The 15361-nt window shown below is 62.7% G+C and carries 17 protein-coding genes and 1 pseudogene; 8 read left to right on the top strand and 10 right to left on the bottom strand.

From position 1 onward, the window contains the following. Positions 1-150, top strand: a pseudogene (locus NKH02_RS00005) (transposase); the annotation flags it as partial. A gap of 329 nt (positions 151-479) precedes the next feature. Here NKH02_RS00005 and NKH02_RS00010 read toward each other — a convergent pair. After that, the gene (locus tag NKH02_RS00010; protein WP_352875456.1) at positions 480-686 is read right to left on the bottom strand and encodes a hypothetical protein; all 207 of its coding nucleotides are present in this window, start codon (positions 684-686) and stop codon (positions 480-482) included. A gap of 97 nt (positions 687-783) precedes the next feature. Here NKH02_RS00010 and NKH02_RS00015 point away from each other — a divergent pair, with 97 nt between their 5' ends. The 3 genes from NKH02_RS00015 to NKH02_RS00025 are packed head-to-tail and all read left to right on the top strand — an operon-like array spanning position 784 to position 3405. Beyond that, positions 784-1776 (top strand): LysR substrate-binding domain-containing protein, encoded by a 993-nt coding sequence (locus tag NKH02_RS00015; RefSeq protein WP_352875457.1) that lies wholly within the window; start codon positions 784-786, stop codon positions 1774-1776. Further along, a complete protein-coding gene (locus NKH02_RS00020; protein WP_352875459.1) occupies positions 1773-3029 on the top strand; it encodes an aminopeptidase in 1257 nt (418 codons plus the stop codon). Before NKH02_RS00015 ends, NKH02_RS00020 begins: the two co-directional genes overlap by 4 nt. 19 nt (positions 3030-3048) lie before the next feature. After that, positions 3049-3405, top strand: a complete 357-nt coding sequence (locus tag NKH02_RS00025) for a DUF488 domain-containing protein (protein WP_352875461.1) — start codon at positions 3049-3051, stop codon at positions 3403-3405. A gap of 255 nt (positions 3406-3660) precedes the next feature. Here NKH02_RS00025 and NKH02_RS00030 read toward each other — a convergent pair whose 3' ends face one another. Continuing rightward, positions 3661-4014 carry an ArsC family reductase gene (locus tag NKH02_RS00030; protein ID WP_352875463.1) on the bottom strand — a complete coding sequence of 118 codons (354 nt, stop codon included), beginning with the start codon at positions 4012-4014 and terminating at the stop codon, positions 3661-3663. 74 nt (positions 4015-4088) lie between these two features. Between NKH02_RS00030 and NKH02_RS00035 the strand changes: the two genes are divergently transcribed. After that, a complete protein-coding gene (locus NKH02_RS00035; RefSeq protein WP_352870411.1) occupies positions 4089-4205 on the top strand; it encodes an SRPBCC domain-containing protein in 117 nt (38 codons plus the stop codon). A 104-nt stretch (positions 4206-4309) separates the two neighbouring features. On the opposite strand, the gene NKH02_RS00040 is transcribed toward NKH02_RS00035, so the two are convergent. From NKH02_RS00040 to NKH02_RS00075, 8 genes are all read right to left on the bottom strand, one after another. Continuing rightward, positions 4310-4663, bottom strand: coding sequence for a SnoaL-like domain-containing protein (locus tag NKH02_RS00040; RefSeq protein WP_352875464.1), 354 nt, complete (start codon positions 4661-4663; stop codon positions 4310-4312). 113 nt (positions 4664-4776) lie between these two features. After that, positions 4777-5385, bottom strand: a complete 609-nt coding sequence (locus tag NKH02_RS00045; RefSeq protein ID WP_352875465.1) for a 2'-5' RNA ligase family protein — start codon at positions 5383-5385, stop codon at positions 4777-4779. A 94-nt stretch (positions 5386-5479) separates the two neighbouring features. Further along, positions 5480-6565, bottom strand: coding sequence for an ABC transporter ATP-binding protein (locus tag NKH02_RS00050; protein WP_352875466.1), 1086 nt, complete (start codon positions 6563-6565; stop codon positions 5480-5482). Next, entirely contained in the window at positions 6555-7163 is a 609-nt protein-coding gene (locus NKH02_RS00055) for a cupin domain-containing protein (protein ID WP_352875467.1), read from the bottom strand. The genes NKH02_RS00050 and NKH02_RS00055 overlap by 11 nt, the downstream gene beginning before the upstream one ends. A 177-nt stretch (positions 7164-7340) precedes the next feature. Further along, a complete protein-coding gene (locus NKH02_RS00060; RefSeq protein ID WP_352875468.1) occupies positions 7341-8465 on the bottom strand; it encodes an ABC transporter substrate-binding protein in 1125 nt (374 codons plus the stop codon). Beyond that, a complete protein-coding gene (locus NKH02_RS00065; RefSeq protein WP_352875471.1) occupies positions 8450-9313 on the bottom strand; it encodes an ABC transporter permease in 864 nt (287 codons plus the stop codon). Before NKH02_RS00065 ends, NKH02_RS00060 begins: the two co-directional genes overlap by 16 nt. Beyond that, entirely contained in the window at positions 9310-10194 is an 885-nt protein-coding gene (locus NKH02_RS00070; RefSeq protein WP_352875472.1) for an ABC transporter permease, read from the bottom strand. Before NKH02_RS00070 ends, NKH02_RS00065 begins: the two co-directional genes overlap by 4 nt. 102 nt (positions 10195-10296) lie before the next feature. Next, positions 10297-11580, bottom strand: coding sequence for an NAD(P)/FAD-dependent oxidoreductase (locus tag NKH02_RS00075; RefSeq protein ID WP_352875473.1), 1284 nt, complete (start codon positions 11578-11580; stop codon positions 10297-10299). Between the two features lie 219 nt (positions 11581-11799). On the opposite strand from NKH02_RS00075, the gene NKH02_RS00080 reads away from it, so the two are divergent. The 3 genes from NKH02_RS00080 (at position 11800) to NKH02_RS00090 (ending at position 15358) form a co-directional block, all read left to right on the top strand. After that, the gene (locus NKH02_RS00080) at positions 11800-12951 is read left to right on the top strand and encodes a fumarylacetoacetate hydrolase family protein (RefSeq protein WP_352875475.1); all 1152 of its coding nucleotides are present in this window, start codon (positions 11800-11802) and stop codon (positions 12949-12951) included. Between the two features lie 364 nt (positions 12952-13315). Beyond that, positions 13316-14251, top strand: coding sequence for a substrate-binding domain-containing protein (locus NKH02_RS00085; protein ID WP_352875476.1), 936 nt, complete (start codon positions 13316-13318; stop codon positions 14249-14251). Positions 14252-14371: 120 nt separating this feature from the next. Then, a complete protein-coding gene (locus NKH02_RS00090; protein WP_352870401.1) occupies positions 14372-15358 on the top strand; it encodes an ABC transporter permease in 987 nt (328 codons plus the stop codon). The last annotated feature ends 3 nt before the right edge of the window (positions 15359-15361 follow it).

A 15361-nucleotide genomic window follows, 5' to 3' on the forward strand; every position in this document is an offset into this window, starting at 1 on the left:
GACGAAGAGATGTACAAATGGCGTCATCTGATCGAAAACTTCTTCTGCAAACTCAAAGAGTTCAAACGTATCGCCATGCGCGCCGACAAAACCGACCAGAGCTTCAACGCCATCATCCATCTCGCCGCCGCCGTGATAAACTCCAGATGAATCTCAACAGGCCCTAGCCCAGTGGCGACTGGCCACTGGCGGATCGCGCGTATTCTATCGTTGCTTCGTCCGTTCGTGTCTCGTCGCGAAGATCTCAACGCCAGCGCCGCCCCTCATCGCCCTGCCGGGCACTTCTCCCCGTATAGTGACGGGGAGAAGGACGCTGTCATCGGCGATTTCTCCAATCTCAACGCTGGAAAGGAGAGCGCCGAGATTGCGGTCATCCCCTTCTCCCCGTCACTATACGGGGAGAAGGTGCCGGCAGGCGGATGAGGGGCGGCGCTGGCGTCGACAATATCGCCTCTCTCCCAGGTTGCCGCGTCCGCGGTTTACCGGCAGCCTGCCGTCTCATGCACGGTTCGCCGCGCCGTCAGCCTGAACGGCACGTCGCCAAGTTGACGCTCCGACATGGTGTTCAGCACGGGATGCGAAAGCGGATCGGTCAGCCATCTCTGCGCCTCGCTCTCCCGGCTGGGCTCATATGCGGAACCTGCAGCGAAAAACCCCTTCAGCGACGACGACAAGATCCTTAGCATTTCTGGCTCCGCGGGTCTGTCTTTCCTTGCATAAAATCTGCCGTTTCGACGGGTCTTTCAATTGAGATTTCGGCCGGACCGGTTTAGAAAATCTCAAATGACCATGCTCAACCGCGTTCATCTCAACGGCCTTCGCGCCGTCGAAACCGTTGCCCGTCTCGGATCCCTGGCGGCTGCCGCCGGTGAACTCAACGTGTCCGTCAGCGCCGTCAGCCAGCAGATAAGCCGCACCGAGAAGCAGCTCGGCCAGACGCTGTTCGATCGAACGGCGAGCGGTCTCGTGCTGACCGAGTTCGGCGCCGTCTTCGCGGCCCGGCTCGGCGCTGGATTTCGCGAGCTTGCCCAGGCCGTGGCGCTGGCCGACGAGGCGACGCAATGTACATTGGTGGTTTCGGTGGCGCCGGCCTTTGCCTCGAAGTGGCTGCTGCCGCGACTGTCGCGTCACTTCGCCCGGCATCCCAACGTGCTTTTGCGCATCGACGCTTCGGTGCGGCTGGCCGATCTCGATCATTCCGACATCGACATCGCCATCCGGCTTGGCGACGGCAAATGGCCGGGCGGGCGGACGGAACTGCTCTTGGCGCAGGAAGTCTTCCCGGTCTGCGCGCCGGCGATCGCCAAGAAACTGAGGTCGATCGAGGACCTTGCCCAGACCTGCGCGATCACCGACGAGCGGGCGATGATCAGTTGGGACAGCTGGTTCGAGACGGCCGGTGTCCCGCCGGTCACCTTCCTGAAGGGCGCGCGTTTCACCGACCCGATGCTGTGCCTGGAATCGGCGATTGCCGGCCATGGCGTGATGCTGGGCTGGCAATTGCTCGCCGCCGATGCGCTCGCCGATGGGCGACTGGTGGCGCCGTTCGGAATCCGCGCCCAGAGCGGCCTCGGCTATTGGCTGGTGACCTCGTCCGCCAGGGCCGAAAGCCGCAAGGTCCGGGATTTCAAGCTCTGGATCAGGGAAGAGATCGAGGCGACCATGGCGCAGTTCGGGTCGGCAACCACTGCACCCGCCGGCGCGATCGCGGTGGAAACGACCGTGGCGCCGCTCTATGATGAGTCGGACATCAAACTACGACAGGCAGGATCATGACCACACATTCGCGCGGCGTTTCCGCATCGATCGACCCGGTGAAGCTCGACAGGCTGGCGGAGGTCGCCATCAAGGTCGGGCTGCAATTGCAGCCCGGACAGGATCTGGTGCTGACCTCATCGATCGCGGCATTGCCGCTGACCAGACGGATCGTCGAGCACGCCTACAAGGCCGGCGCCGGACTGGTGACGCCGATCTTCAACGACGACGAGATGACGCTGGCGCGCTACCGCTTCGGCGCCGATGCCGGCTTCGACCGCGCCGCCGGCTGGCTTTACGAGGGCATGGCGAAGGCCTTTGCCAACAACGCGGCCAGGCTTGCCGTGCGCGGCGAGGATCCGTCGCTGTTGTCGGCACAGGATCCGGCGAAAGTGGCGCGCGCCAACAAGGCGAATTCGATGGCTTACCAGCCGGCGCTGGAAAAGATCACCGGCTTCGACATCAACTGGAACATCGTCGCCTATCCGGACCTCGCCTGGGCCAGGCAGGTTTTCCCCGGCGATGCCGACGATGTTGCGGTCGCAAAGCTCGCCGACGCCATTTTCGCCGCCTCGCGGGTCGATGTGGAGGATCCGATCGGCAACTGGAAGGCGCACAACGCAGCACTGCGCAGCCGGACCGAATGGCTCAACGGCCATAATTTCCATGCGCTGCATTTCACCGGGCCGGGCACCGACCTGACCGTCGGGCTGGCGGACGGCCATGAATGGATGGGCGGCGCTTCGACCGCCAAGAACGGCATCACCTGCAATCCCAACATCCCGACCGAAGAGGTCTTCAGCACGCCGCATGCAAGGCGCGTCGAGGGTCATGTCTCCTCGACCAAGCCGCTGTCCTACCAGGGCACATTGATCGACGACATCTCGGTGCGTTTCGAAGAAGGCAGGATCGTCGAGGCGAAGGCCTCGAAGGGCGAGGACGTGCTGAAGAAAGTGCTCGACACCGATGAGGGCGCGCGCCGCCTCGGCGAGGTGGCGCTGGTGCCGCATTCCTCGCCGATTTCGGCGAGTGGGCTGTTGTTCTTCAACACGCTGTTCGACGAAAACGCCGCCTGTCACATCGCGCTCGGCCAGTGCTATTCGAAGTGCTTCGTCGACGGCGCCTCGCTCAGCCAGGACGAGATTTCTCAGCGCGGCGGCAACAGGAGCCTTATCCACATCGACTGGATGATCGGCTCGGACAAGATCGACATTGACGGCGTCCACAAGGACGGCACCCGCGTGCCTGTCATGCGCAAGGGCGAGTGGGCCTGACCCGCTTACGGAGGGTCCGATGACCTTCGACCTGGCGGTCAAGCGTATCTACGAGCCACCCGCTCCCGATGATGGGCAGCGGGTTCTGGTCGACCGGATCTGGCCACGCGGCGTCAGCAAGGAGGGCGCCGCGCTGGCGCTGTGGCTGAAGGACATCGCGCCGAGCGACGATCTGCGCAAATGGTTCGGCCACGAGGCGGAGCGCTGGGCTGAGTTTCAGGAGCGGTATCGCGCTGAGCTGGCTGGGAATGGCGGGGCTGTGGGTGAATTGCTTGGTCTGCTTCGCCACGGCAAGGTGACGCTGCTCTATGGCGCGCATGACGAAGCCCACAACAACGCGGTGGCACTGGCGGAATGTATGCGCGGGACGGGCTGAGGCGCTTACGTCCTACAAGAGCGGCGATTGGCGAAAGCCGAGGTGACATCCGATCTCCCCCCTTGCGGGGGAGATGCCCGGCAGGCAGAGGGGGGTGCTGTCCCGCCGACCTTTCAACCAATCGCATCCTCATGCTTCGACCGGTTCGCGTCGGAACAATTTCGTCAACAGATGGCGATCCTTCACACCCCCCTCTGGCCTGCCGGCCATCTCCCCCGCAAGGGGGGAGATCGGCAGCTCGCCGTTCCGCTGGCTCTACTTCTCACCTACCGCCTGCTCATAAACATCCGGCTTGAAGCCGACGAGGACGCGCTCGCCCAGTTCCAGCACCGGCCGCTTGATCATGGTCGGCTTGGCCAGCATCAGCGCCTTGGCCTTCTTTTCATCCAGCCCTTGCTTGTCCTTGTCCGCCAGTTCGCGAAACGTGGTGCTCGCCTTGTTGAGCAGCTTTTCCCAGCCGACCTTGCCAACCCAGCCGTCGAGGCGCTTGGCGTCCAGCCCCTCTGCCCTGAAATCGTGAAACCGGTAGGCAACGTCATGGGCCTCCAGCCAGACGCGCGCCTTCTTGACCGTGTCGCAGGTGGTGATGCCGTAGATGGTGATGGTCAAAACAGTGGCCCTTCGGACTTCGAATCTGATCGCAGACTAAGGGCGCCCACCGCACTTTGCCAGCGGCCGCATCGGTGCCCGGCGGGCTGTTCCGGACGCGCATGCAGTCGCGGGACGGCAATGAGGTCAATGACCGCCATTGCTGCTTTCTCGAAATCGTGCCGAACGAGCGGCTGGTTTGGCGTATGTGAAGACGATCTGAACCTGTCACATGGCGGCCAAGACATCGTCTTGGCCGCCACGCTTATCTCTACCCAGCTACGAAGAGAGCAGGCTCCCTAAAGCCGTTCCGGCCTCAGTAATAGAAGCGCTCTTCGGTAATCTTGCCATTCTTGACCGTGTACAGGCCAACCTCATCCATGGTGACACGCTCGCCGGTGGCCTTGGGCGTTATGTCGAACTTGAAGCGCACCGCGAACTGGTCGCCGTTGACATAGGGCCCCTCGACCGAGCCGCCATGCACTTCGTTGTTCTCCTGCCACCATTGGCCCTTCTGTTTGAGAGCCTCCTTGCCACGAGAGATGGCCATCGGCCCCTCCATGGCTTCGAGGCTGACAATGTCATCGGCATTGTATTTCTCGGCCGCAGCTTCGTTGTCGCCCTGCTTGAGCAGCTCGGTGAAGTCCTTGGCAATTTCTGCAATGGTCATTTGTGTTCCTCCGTTCAGACGAATTGCAAATAGGGAACAGCTTGCTGGCCTGCCATCGTCAGGTCGGTCGATAGCTGACAATCCGTGTCAGGACGGATCGACCAGCTTCCAAGCTACGATGCCAACGGTAAAGGCCAACGATCCAGGAACAGGTATTTTGTCAGACCGCGCAGGCTGTGAACAAAGATGAAGTCATGGGCAACGAAGCTGATCGGTTCGATGGGCTGCCGAGGGATGAACTTTTGATCGTAAGCAAGTGTCAGGTGCGGCACGAAACGATCCGACGCTCTGAGGCCATTCCTGAGCATCTCGACGCCAAGCAATTTGTGCAGTTCGAAAACCGGTCCATCATCGGCCAGAAGCACAAACGGGCGATGAGGTGGCCTGCCTCCGGCCGCTGGACGACCGGAAAAGCTGCCAACGTGGCCAAACGTGACCTCGAAAGCAGGCATGTGGACACGCTGGCCTGATCGTGAGCCTGCAAAGACGGTGTTGGACCGTAGCCGCTTGTAGTCGCCAGCATGCTGCAGGCTCAGATGGAACCGTTCGACCGACAGCATCGATCCACCTATTCCGTGTCGACGACAAAGCTGCGTCTGCAGATCGGCGAATGGACCATAGTCCTTCGGCTGCAAGAACAACCCGAAGAAGGCACGATCCGGCCGCTTCGGTTGCCACGGCGGCACTGGTATGCCGAAATCGAATTCACCTTGCCGATACATACCCACACGCCCGGCGAAGAACGCTCCTGTTTCTCGTCTACGAGCGGAACAAAGCAGGAACAATTCTTGGAGTCAAGCGTGGTGGATTGAGGAACTAGCCCGGCAGCATGGGGCAGTTGGCGCCACGGCGCAGGCTGATATGCGCGACGTCGCCGACGCTGAATTGAAAACCCTCGGCCTGGCGCGGCGCGTCGATGACAACAGGTGCGCCCTGCCCGAGTTCGGCATGCAGGCGCAGTGTGCGACCGTGAAAGACGATGCTGTTGACGCGCGCCGGCGCCGTGCCGGCCGCGGCCTCGGTGGCGGCCAGCAGATCCTCTGGTCGCACGCCGACGGTGCGCATGGCCCCTTCAGCGGGAGCGTGGCCGGCTTCGGACGTGGCCTCCAGCGGCAGAGCGCCGGCGACGAAATGCAGGCGATCGCCGTCGCGACCAATGAAACGCGACCGCAGCAGGTTCATCGTGCCGATGAAGCTGGCGACGAATATGGTGGCTGGCCGGTCGTAGAGTGTGGCCGGCGGTGCGATCTGCTCGATTCGGCCCTTGTTCATGATGACGATGCGGTCCGAGATCGACAGCGCTTCGGTCTGGTCGTGCGTGACCATGACGAAGGTGGTGCCGAGCCGCGACTGCAACCGCTTTAGTTCGACCTGCATCTGCTCACGCAGATGCGCGTCGAGCGCCGACAGCGGCTCGTCGAGCAACAGCACGCGCGGTTCACAGACAATGGCCCGGGCGAGCGCGACACGCTGGCGCTGGCCGCCCGACAGTTCGGAGACGCGGGCGCCGATCTTGTCGGCGAGGCCGACCATGTCGAGCGCTTCGCCGACGCGTTTTGCCTGTTGGCTGCCTGAAAGCCTGCGCAGCGACAGGCCGAAGCCGACATTTTCTTCAACGTTCATGTGCGGAAACAGCGCGTAGTCCTGGAACACGGTGTTGACCGGCCGGTCGTAGGGCCGGAGCGCCGTGATGTCGCGGCCATCGAGCAGCACCTTGCCGCTCGATGGGCTTTCGAAGCCGGCGATGACGCGCAGGCTGGTGGTCTTGCCGCAGCCGGACGGGCCGAGCAGCGTGATGAACTCGCCGCTGACAATGTCGAGATCGACGGCGTCGAGCCCGACGATGCCGCCGGGAAAGATTTTCGAGACCGCCTGCAGCCGGACGAGGGGATCAGGCGCCATCGCGAACCTCGGACGGCTTCGTGGTGTTGACCCAGAGGATCTGGCAACGCTCGGCGCCCGGATTGCGGAAGGCGTGCAAAAGCGTGCTCTTGAAGGCAAAACTGTCACCGGCCGTCAGCACGTATCTTGTCGCATCCACCACCAGTTCGACCTCGCCCGACAGGACGAAGCCGAACTCATGGCCGGCATGGGCATAGGCTTCGGCCGTGCCGCCGCCGGCTTCCACCGTCACCAGCATGCCGGTCAGCGTCGCGCCAGGCGGCGACAGCAGCGCCTTGGCAATGCCTTCCGACTTGACCGGGATCTGCCGCCGCTTGTCGGCACGCACGCAATAGAGATCGTTGGCGGCATCGTTGCCGTCGGCGATCAGCGCCGACGGCTCGATGTCGAGGGCGGCAGCGAGCGGCCAGATCACCTTGACGCGCAACGAGGACATGCCGCGCTCGATCTGGCTCAGTGCCCCGATAGACACCCCTGCCCTGGCGGCAAGATCGGCCAGCGATAGGTTGCGCTCGAGCCGCAGCGCCCGCACGCGCCGGCCGACCCGCACATCGGCATCGTCCTTCGGCTTCTCAGCCGCTTCGTCCAGTATATCCATTCATCCGTCCTCGTTTGATTTTCCCTTCTCCCCTTGTGGGAGAAGGTGGATCGGCGCGAAGCGCCGAGACGGTTGAGGGGTGTTCCAGCGGAATGAGACGCTGGTGTTCCCTGGAACACCCCTCATCCGTCGCCTACGGCGACACCTTCTCCCACAAGGGGAGAAGGAAGAACGCCCTTACCCGCCAGCCTTCACCTTTTCGAACATCTTGGCGAGGTCGTCATTCTGTTTCATCGGTCCGGTGAAGATGGTGGTCTTCAGCATCACCTCCGGATCGGGCGGCAGCTGCAATTTCTCCAGTTCCTCCTTCGGCACGGTGGCAAAGGCGGAACTCAGCGAGCTGCCATAGCCATAGGCCTCGATCAGGTATTTGCCTGAGTCAGCGTCCAGCCGGCTGTTGATGAAGTCATAGGCGAGATCGACATTCTTAGCGTCCTTGAGCATGACGAAACCGCAGGCCCAGGTCAGCATGCCTTCCCTGGGCTTCATGAACTCGACCGGCACGCCCTGCTTCTTCAGCGAGGTGGCCGACGCGTTCCAGGTCATGGCGGCGACCAGTTGGCCGCTGGCCAGCGCCTGTTCGACCGAGGTCATGTCGGTGGTGTAGTTGGAGAGCAGCGGGCGCTGCTCGCGCAGCTTCTCGGCCACCTTGTCCATCTCGGCAGGCGTCATGTCGAACGGATTGACGCCGGCCAGAAGCGCGGCAACGATCGGCGTGTCGTGCACCGCGTCGATGGTCGCCATGCGGCCGGCATACTGCTTGTCCCACAGCAGATTCCAGCTTGCTTCCGGGTTCTTCACCAGATCGGTGCGGTAGAGGATCGAGGTGTTGCCCCAATCCCACGGCACCATCCAGACCTTGCCGTCACCGGCCTGCAGGTCGGGCAGGTTCTTGAACACCGGGAAGATCGAATCCCAGTTCTTGATGCGCTTGGTATCGATCGGCTGCAGCAGGCCTTCCTTGTTCCAGCGCGCCACCTTGTCGTAGCAGGGATGCGCGATGTCGGGGCGGAAGCCGGCCTTGACCTTGGTGAAGGCGTCATCGTCGTCACCGAAGATCGAGGCCTCGACGCCGTCGGGGTGCGCCGCAAGGAAGCTCTTGTTGAAATCGGGCAGTTCGTAGCCCGACCAGGTGAAATATTGCAGCTTGTCGCCGGCGAAAGCGACGGTCGACGACAGCGCCAATGCCAAGGCGGCCAGGCCGGCCCGGACCGTCTTTCCGGATATCGGGTGGCCGGATATCGGGTGGCCAGATTTCAGGTCGCCAGATTTCAGGTCGCCGGACTTCAGGTCGAATGCCATTGCAGTTCTCCTCTCTTGGTTTGTTTTGGTTGTGGTGGATCGGCGGGTGCCGCCGCGGCCAAGCCGCGATGGCGCAGGATTTCGGCTGCTGCGGCGATAACGAAGGACACCGCCAGGATCGACGTGCCCAGCGCCATGACCGTCGGCAGCGATCTGGGGAACCTGAGCTGGCTCCAGATGTAGAGCGGCAGCGTCGGCTCTGTGCCGGCGAGGAAGAAGACGACGATGAATTCATCGAAGGAGATGAGGAAGGCCAGCATGAAGGCCGAGATGATGGCCGGCAGGCTGAGCGGCAGCATGACCCGCCGGAACGTCGTCCAGTCCGAAGCGCCGAGATCGAGAGCCGCCTCGCGAATGGTTTTAGGAATGGCGGCGAAGCGGCTGCGCATGATCACCACCGTCGTTGGCAGCGCCACCAATATGTGCCCGAGAACGATGGCAATACGCGATGGCCCCAGACCGATGAGGTTGATGAGGATCAGCAGCGATATGCCGACGATGACGCCGGGGATCAGGATCGGCAGCCGGGCAATGGCGCTGATGGCGGCGGCCAGCGGCGAGCGGCCATAGAGATCCATGTAGGACACGGTGATGCCGCACAGCGTAGCACCCATGGCGGCAAGGGCACCGATGACGAGGCTGTTCAGGAGCGCGCCGGTCAGCGCCGAATTGCCGAACAAAGTCGCGTACCATTGCAAGGTAAAGCCTTGCAGCGGAAACGCTGCCTGGATCGAGTTGTTGAAGGAAAACAGCGGGATCAGCAGGACCGGCAGATAGAGAAAGACCAGATAGGCGATGACGTAGGCGCCAAGCCAGCGACCGCCCCGCTGCGTGCGTGTGTTGCTCATGTCCGGCTGCCAAATCTGCGGTCGGTGAAGCGCGCGACCAACACCACGGCAAGGATGACCAGCATGACAGCGACGGAGAGTGCGGCGCCAAACGGCCAGTCATTGGCCTTGCCGAATTGCGCCTGGATCAGGGTGCCGATCATGGTGCTGGCCGGACCGCCGACGAGAGCCGGCGTGACATAATCGCCAACCGTCGGCACGAAGACGACAAGGGCTGCCGCCAGCACTCCCGGCATCGAATTGGGCAGCAGGACACGGCGGAAAGAGGTGAATGGCCGCGCGCCGAGATCGGAAGCGGCCTCGATCAGCGATTTCGGGATCGTGTCCAGCGCCACATAGATCGGTAGGATGGCGAACGGCGCATAGGCATGGGCAAGCGTGACGACGACGGCGGCCGGCGTGTTGAGAAAGGCCAATGTCGGCTCGGACCAAATGCCGCTTTCGATCAGCGCCGAGTTCAGCACGCCATTGTAGGCGAGCACGATCTTCCAGGCGAAGACGCGCAGGAGATAGCTGGTCCAGAACGGCAGCGTCACCAGGAACAGCAGCAGGCCGCGCCGCCGGCCGGCGTGGAAGGCAAGGTAGTAGGCGACGGGATAGGCGGTGACGACGGTAGCCAGCGTGACAAGCGCGGCAATGACCAATGAGCGCAGCGTCACCGTCCAGTACAGTGGATCGGACACGACAGTCGCAAAATTCGCCGCGGTGAAACCGGCGCCGAGCAGCGAACCGTCATTGCCGCGAAAGGCGAGGAAAAGCACCAGGCCAAGGGCAAACAGGATCAGCAGGAAGGTGACAAGGGCGCCCGGCAGCAGCATGGCGACCCGAAAGCCCGATGACGACCGGGCCTCTGGTGCTGATGCTGCAACGAGGGTCGACATCGACCTGCCTATCAAATTTTGAAATTGGCCTAGAGTTTTTCATATTCATGAAACTGTCAAGCGGAATCCCCAATCGGGACCCGTTGGCATGAATTGCCGTGGTCAGCGCTCCAGCGCGTCGAGCAGGCGATACCAGGCGATGGTCGCGGCGACGCCGACCTGGCGGAAGGCGTGGAACGGGATCGGCCGGATCGGTGAAAGCGGGAACGGCAATTGCCTCGCGTCGCCACTTTGGAGATAGCCGGCGATGCGCTCACCAAGCGCTGTCATCAGGCCAACACCGCGGCCCTGGCAGCCGACGACGGCCAGCAGGCCCTGCTCCGGCACGTGGATGTGCGGCAGGTGGTCCGGCGTCATCGCCACCCGGCCAAACCAGCGCTTCTCGATCGCGATTTCGGACAGCATGGGATAGAGCCGCCGCAGCGCCCGCTCGAGATGTGCCCAGTCACTGGTGCTCGTCGGCAGCGCCATGCGCCCGCGCCCGCCGAGCACCAGCCGGCCGTCGGCGCTCTTGCGGTAATAGACGAGGATGCGTCTGGAGTCCGACACCGCCTGCCCCTCAGGCAGGATCGTGGCCGAAACGTCGGGCGGCAATGGCGCTGTTGCGATCTGGAACGAATGCAACGGCACGATAGTCTCGGCGAGGCCGGGGATCAGACCATCCGTATAGGCATTGGTCGCCAGCACGACCGCTTTTGCCTGCAATTGCAGCCCGTTCTCCGTTGAGATCCGCCAAACGCCGACGCTTTTCCCCAACCGGACCACCTTCTGGTGTTCGGCGATTTTCGCACCCGTGGCCGCGGCAATTCGTGCCAGTTCCGATGTGTAGGCAAGCGGATCGATGACACCCGCGCGGCGATCGAGCCAGCCGCCGAGATAGCCCTGCGCGCCGGTCTTGGCTGCGATCTCAGCCGCGCTCAGAAGTTTGACATCGGCGCCGCGCGCCCGCCATTGCCGGTCACGGTTTGCCGCCGCCTTCAGCGCGACCTCGGTGTGCGCCGCCTGGATCCAGCCATGGCGAACGAAAGGGACCGCCAGCTTCTCGTCGCGGATCAGTTCGAACACTGCGTCGGCGGTGGAAGCGGCGAAGTTGACGAGCGCTTCGCCGCGCTCCGGGCCAAAATGCGCCAGCAGCCATTCCGGATCGTATTTCAGGCCGGGAATGACCTGCCCGCCATTGAGCCCCGACGCGCCCTGACCGATTTCGCCAGCCTCAAGAACCTGAACGGACAGGCCAAGCCGGGCAGCATGCAATGCGGTCGACAGGCCCATGATGCCGCCACCGACAATGACGACGTCGGCACGTTCGCCGCTGGGAAAAAGCGACTGAAACCTGGAAGTTGCCTGCGGCTTGCGCCAAATCGGATCGGAGAATGGTGCGGGCAAAGGGGTCACCTGGATGTGTTGCGGGCTGGTGAAAATCGTAGTGAGGATTTCACAATTTTGAAAGACCACTTCAGTTTTCGTCTATGGACCGACGCCGACAGATGAGATCAGAAGCTGGAATCTCGATCGCCAGCGACGGGATAGACCTTTGACAGGAATCCGGTGAAAGTGCCGCGCCGATCCAGCCAGCCGCATTTTTCGATCAGAGGACCTAATACCATGACGAACCAGACGCATCTGCCCACCGAGGGCCTTTTTGTCGGCCGCGCCAGCAGCGCCTCGCATCCGCTGGTGGTCACGGTGCGCGACGGCACGGTCTTCGACATCACGTCGCGCGCGGCGCCAACCATGCGCGACCTTTGCGAAATGGGCGACCCGGCAGGGCACGTCCGCTCGGCCAAGGGCAGACCGATCGGGTCGCTCGATGACATCGCCGCCAACAGTTTTGAAACCAGACGCGATCCGGCAAAGCCGTATTTGCTCTCCCCGGTCGACCTGCAGGCGATCAAGGCCTCGGGCGTCACCTTCGTCGTCAGCCTGCTGGAACGGGTGATCGAGGAACAGGCGCGCGGTTCGGCTGAGAAAGCCGATGCCATCCGCGCCGACATTGCCGGACTGATCGGCCACGATCTGTCGAAGCTGAAGCCCGGTTCGCCAAAAGCCATGGAGATCAAGGCCAAGCTCATCGCGCGCGGCGCCTGGTCGCAATATCTGGAAGTGGGCATCGGCCCAGATGCCGAGATCTTTACCAAATGCCAGCCGATGGCCTCGGTCGGCTTCGGCGCCGATGTCGGCCTGCACCCCGTATCGACCTGGAACAATCCGGAGCCCGAGATCGCCATGATCGCCGCCAGCAGCGGCAGGATCGTCGGCGCCACCATCGGCAACGATGTCAATCTGCGCGACGTCGAAGGGCGCTCGGCACTGCTGCTCGGCAAGGCGAAGGACAACAATGCCTCGGCCGCACTCGGTCCCTTCATCCGCCTGTTCGACGACACGTTCTCGATCGACGATGTCAAGCGCGCGGTCGTGCGCCTCAAGGTCGAGGGCGAGGATGGGTTTTCGCTGGAGGGCGCGAGTTCGATGGCCGAGATCAGCCGCTCGCCGGAAGAGCTGATTGCCGCCGCCATGGGTCCGCACCACCAGTATCCGGACGGGCTGGCGCTCTATCTCGGCACCATGTTCGTGCCGTCGAAGGATCGCGGCGAGAAAGGCAAGGGTTTTACCCACAAGGTCGGCGACATCGTCACCATCTCGTCGGAAAAATTCGGCGCGCTGGTCAACAGGGTGCGGCTGTCGCCCGATTGTCCGCACTGGACCTACGGCGCCAGCCATCTGATGCGGGAATTGGCGAAGGCCGATCTCATCTAGCATCTCGACACCCAGCCAGGGTGCGGCTGCCGACGCTGGTCCTGATAGGCGTTGGGTGGCTGCCGGCGTCATCCATGTCGGGGCTGATCGCGCTATCGCGGCCCGAGGCGAGGACAATTCGTTTGGCTGCCTCGCCGCCAATTATCCGACAGTCGGAAAATCGCCTCAACTGATGCAATCTGATGGGACCGTTGATGGCGCCCCGTCAGGCGCCAACTACATCTGCAGATGGAGGCTTGCCATCCGTCGAAAAAGGGAATGCTCTGACGCGTCCGACCGGCGCTGGCAAAAGATGCAATCCGGCTGTCGCCGGAACACAAGGGACGGATTGAGAACTGACCATCTACAAACGGGAGGAAATCAAATGCTGACACGGCTAAGACTCGTCCTATACGGCCTGTTGGTGGCGCTGATGGTGATACCAGCAGTGGCACAGGCCAAGACGTTCTACTGGATTTCGCATGGCGGTCCGGCCGATCCGGTCTGGACCTATTTCCTGGCCGGCGCCAAGCAATGGGCCAAGGACACCGGCAACACCGTCAACACCTCGTTCCACAATGGCGATGTGGCCTCGCAGCAGGAAGCGGTTCGCGCCGCCCTCTCCGCCAAGGCCGATGGTATCGTCACCACGAGCCCCGATCCGGGCAGCCTGGTAGAGATCGTCAAGGAAGCGCGTGCGGCGAAAGTGCCGATCATCAATTTCAACACGCCCGACCCTAAAGCGGATTTCAACGCCTATGTCGGCGGCGACAATGTCACCTTTGGCAAGCACTGGGCACAGTATCTGGTCGACAAGGGGCTGGTGAAGAAAGGCGACTTCGTCTGGATGCCGGTTGAAATCCCCGGCGCCACCTATGGCGTCCAGGAAGAAGAAGGCATCAAGAGCGTCTTCGAGCCGCTCGGCATCACCTACGAGATCACCGAAGCCACGCTCGACCAGGCTGAAGTGATCAACCGCATGGTCGACTACCTCACAGCCAACAAGGCCAAGGTCAAGGCGATCATCGGCCTCGGCGACCTTGTCACCGGCTCGATCAAGCGGGTGTTCGACCAGGTCGGTATCAAGGCGGGCGAAATTCCGGTCGTCGGCTGGGGCAACTCGCTCGACACCACCCAGGAAGTGCTGAACGGCTATGTCAATGCCGGCCAGTGGCAGGACCCGCAGGCGACCAGCTATGTGGCACTTTCGCTGGCCAATATGGCCGCCAGCGGCATTCCTCCGGGCTTCAACGTCATCACCGGCGCGCTCTACGAAAAGGACACCGCGCAGATCTACGACGACATCCTGTCCGGCAAGTAACATCCCAAACCCAAACAGTCGCGATCGCCCCGGCGGTCGCGACTGGCTTCTCATTTTCGCCGAGCCCTTCGCGCAAGGATGTGCGAGGCTCAGCCTTTCCACTCATGTCGCGGGTTGCTCGTGGAAAATCGTTCGCTCATCCAACACCTGGTCGCGCGGCCAGAATTCGGCCCCTTCGTGCTGCTCGTGGTCGAGATCGCCGTTTTCTGGGGCTTCAATCACGACTTCCTGTCGCCGCAGAACATCTCCAACACGCTTGCCTTCACCGTCGAGCTCGGCCTGATCGCGCTGGCGATGACGCTGTTGATGACGTCGGGCGAATTCGACCTCTCGGTCGGTTCGCTGTTCGGTTTCTCGCCGGTGCTGATGTGGACGCTGTTCAACAGCGGCCTGACCTCGCTGGAGGTCGGCTTTGTCGCCGCACTTCTGGTTGCCGGCTTCATCGGGCTGGTGAACGGCTGGTTCGTGACGCAGCTCAAGATCCCGTCCTTCCTGGTGACGCTCGGCATGCTTTTGGTGGTGCGCGGCACCGCCCTTTTCGTCACCGATGGTTTTCCGCAGCGCACCTGGAGCGCGGAAGGCAGCTGGCTGGCGGAGGCGCTGGTCGGCGACTTCTTCATCGGGCCCTTCCGCATCTACATGTCGCTGTTCTGGTTCATCGCCGCGGCCATCGCGCTCGGCTATGTGCTGACGCAGAGCCGGACCGGCAACTGGATCCAGGCGGCCGGCGGCAATCCCAGTGCGGCGCGCGCCCGCGGCGTCAATGTCAGCGGCGTCAAGATCGGCCTGTTCGTGCTGTCGTCGGTCATGGCGTCGCTCGCCGGCGTCATCTCTTCGCTGCGCACTTCCGCCGCCAATCCCAACAGCGGCACCGGCTATGAGTTGGAGGTCATCGCCATGGTGGTGATCGGCGGCACGGCGCTGACCGGCGGGCGCGGCACCATCATCGGCACCGTGCTCGGCATCCTGATCCTGCGCGTGATGCGCAACGGCATCGTGCTGATCGGCGTGCCAGGTCTTGCCTACAACATCTTCATCGGCGCGATCATCCTTGGCATGATGGCGCTCCATTCATGGCTGGAACGCCGGCATCAGGCGGGGACTTGAACC

The organism is Mesorhizobium sp. M1396 (genome assembly GCF_040317725.1).
Taxonomy (GTDB): Bacteria; Pseudomonadota; Alphaproteobacteria; order Rhizobiales; family Rhizobiaceae; genus Mesorhizobium.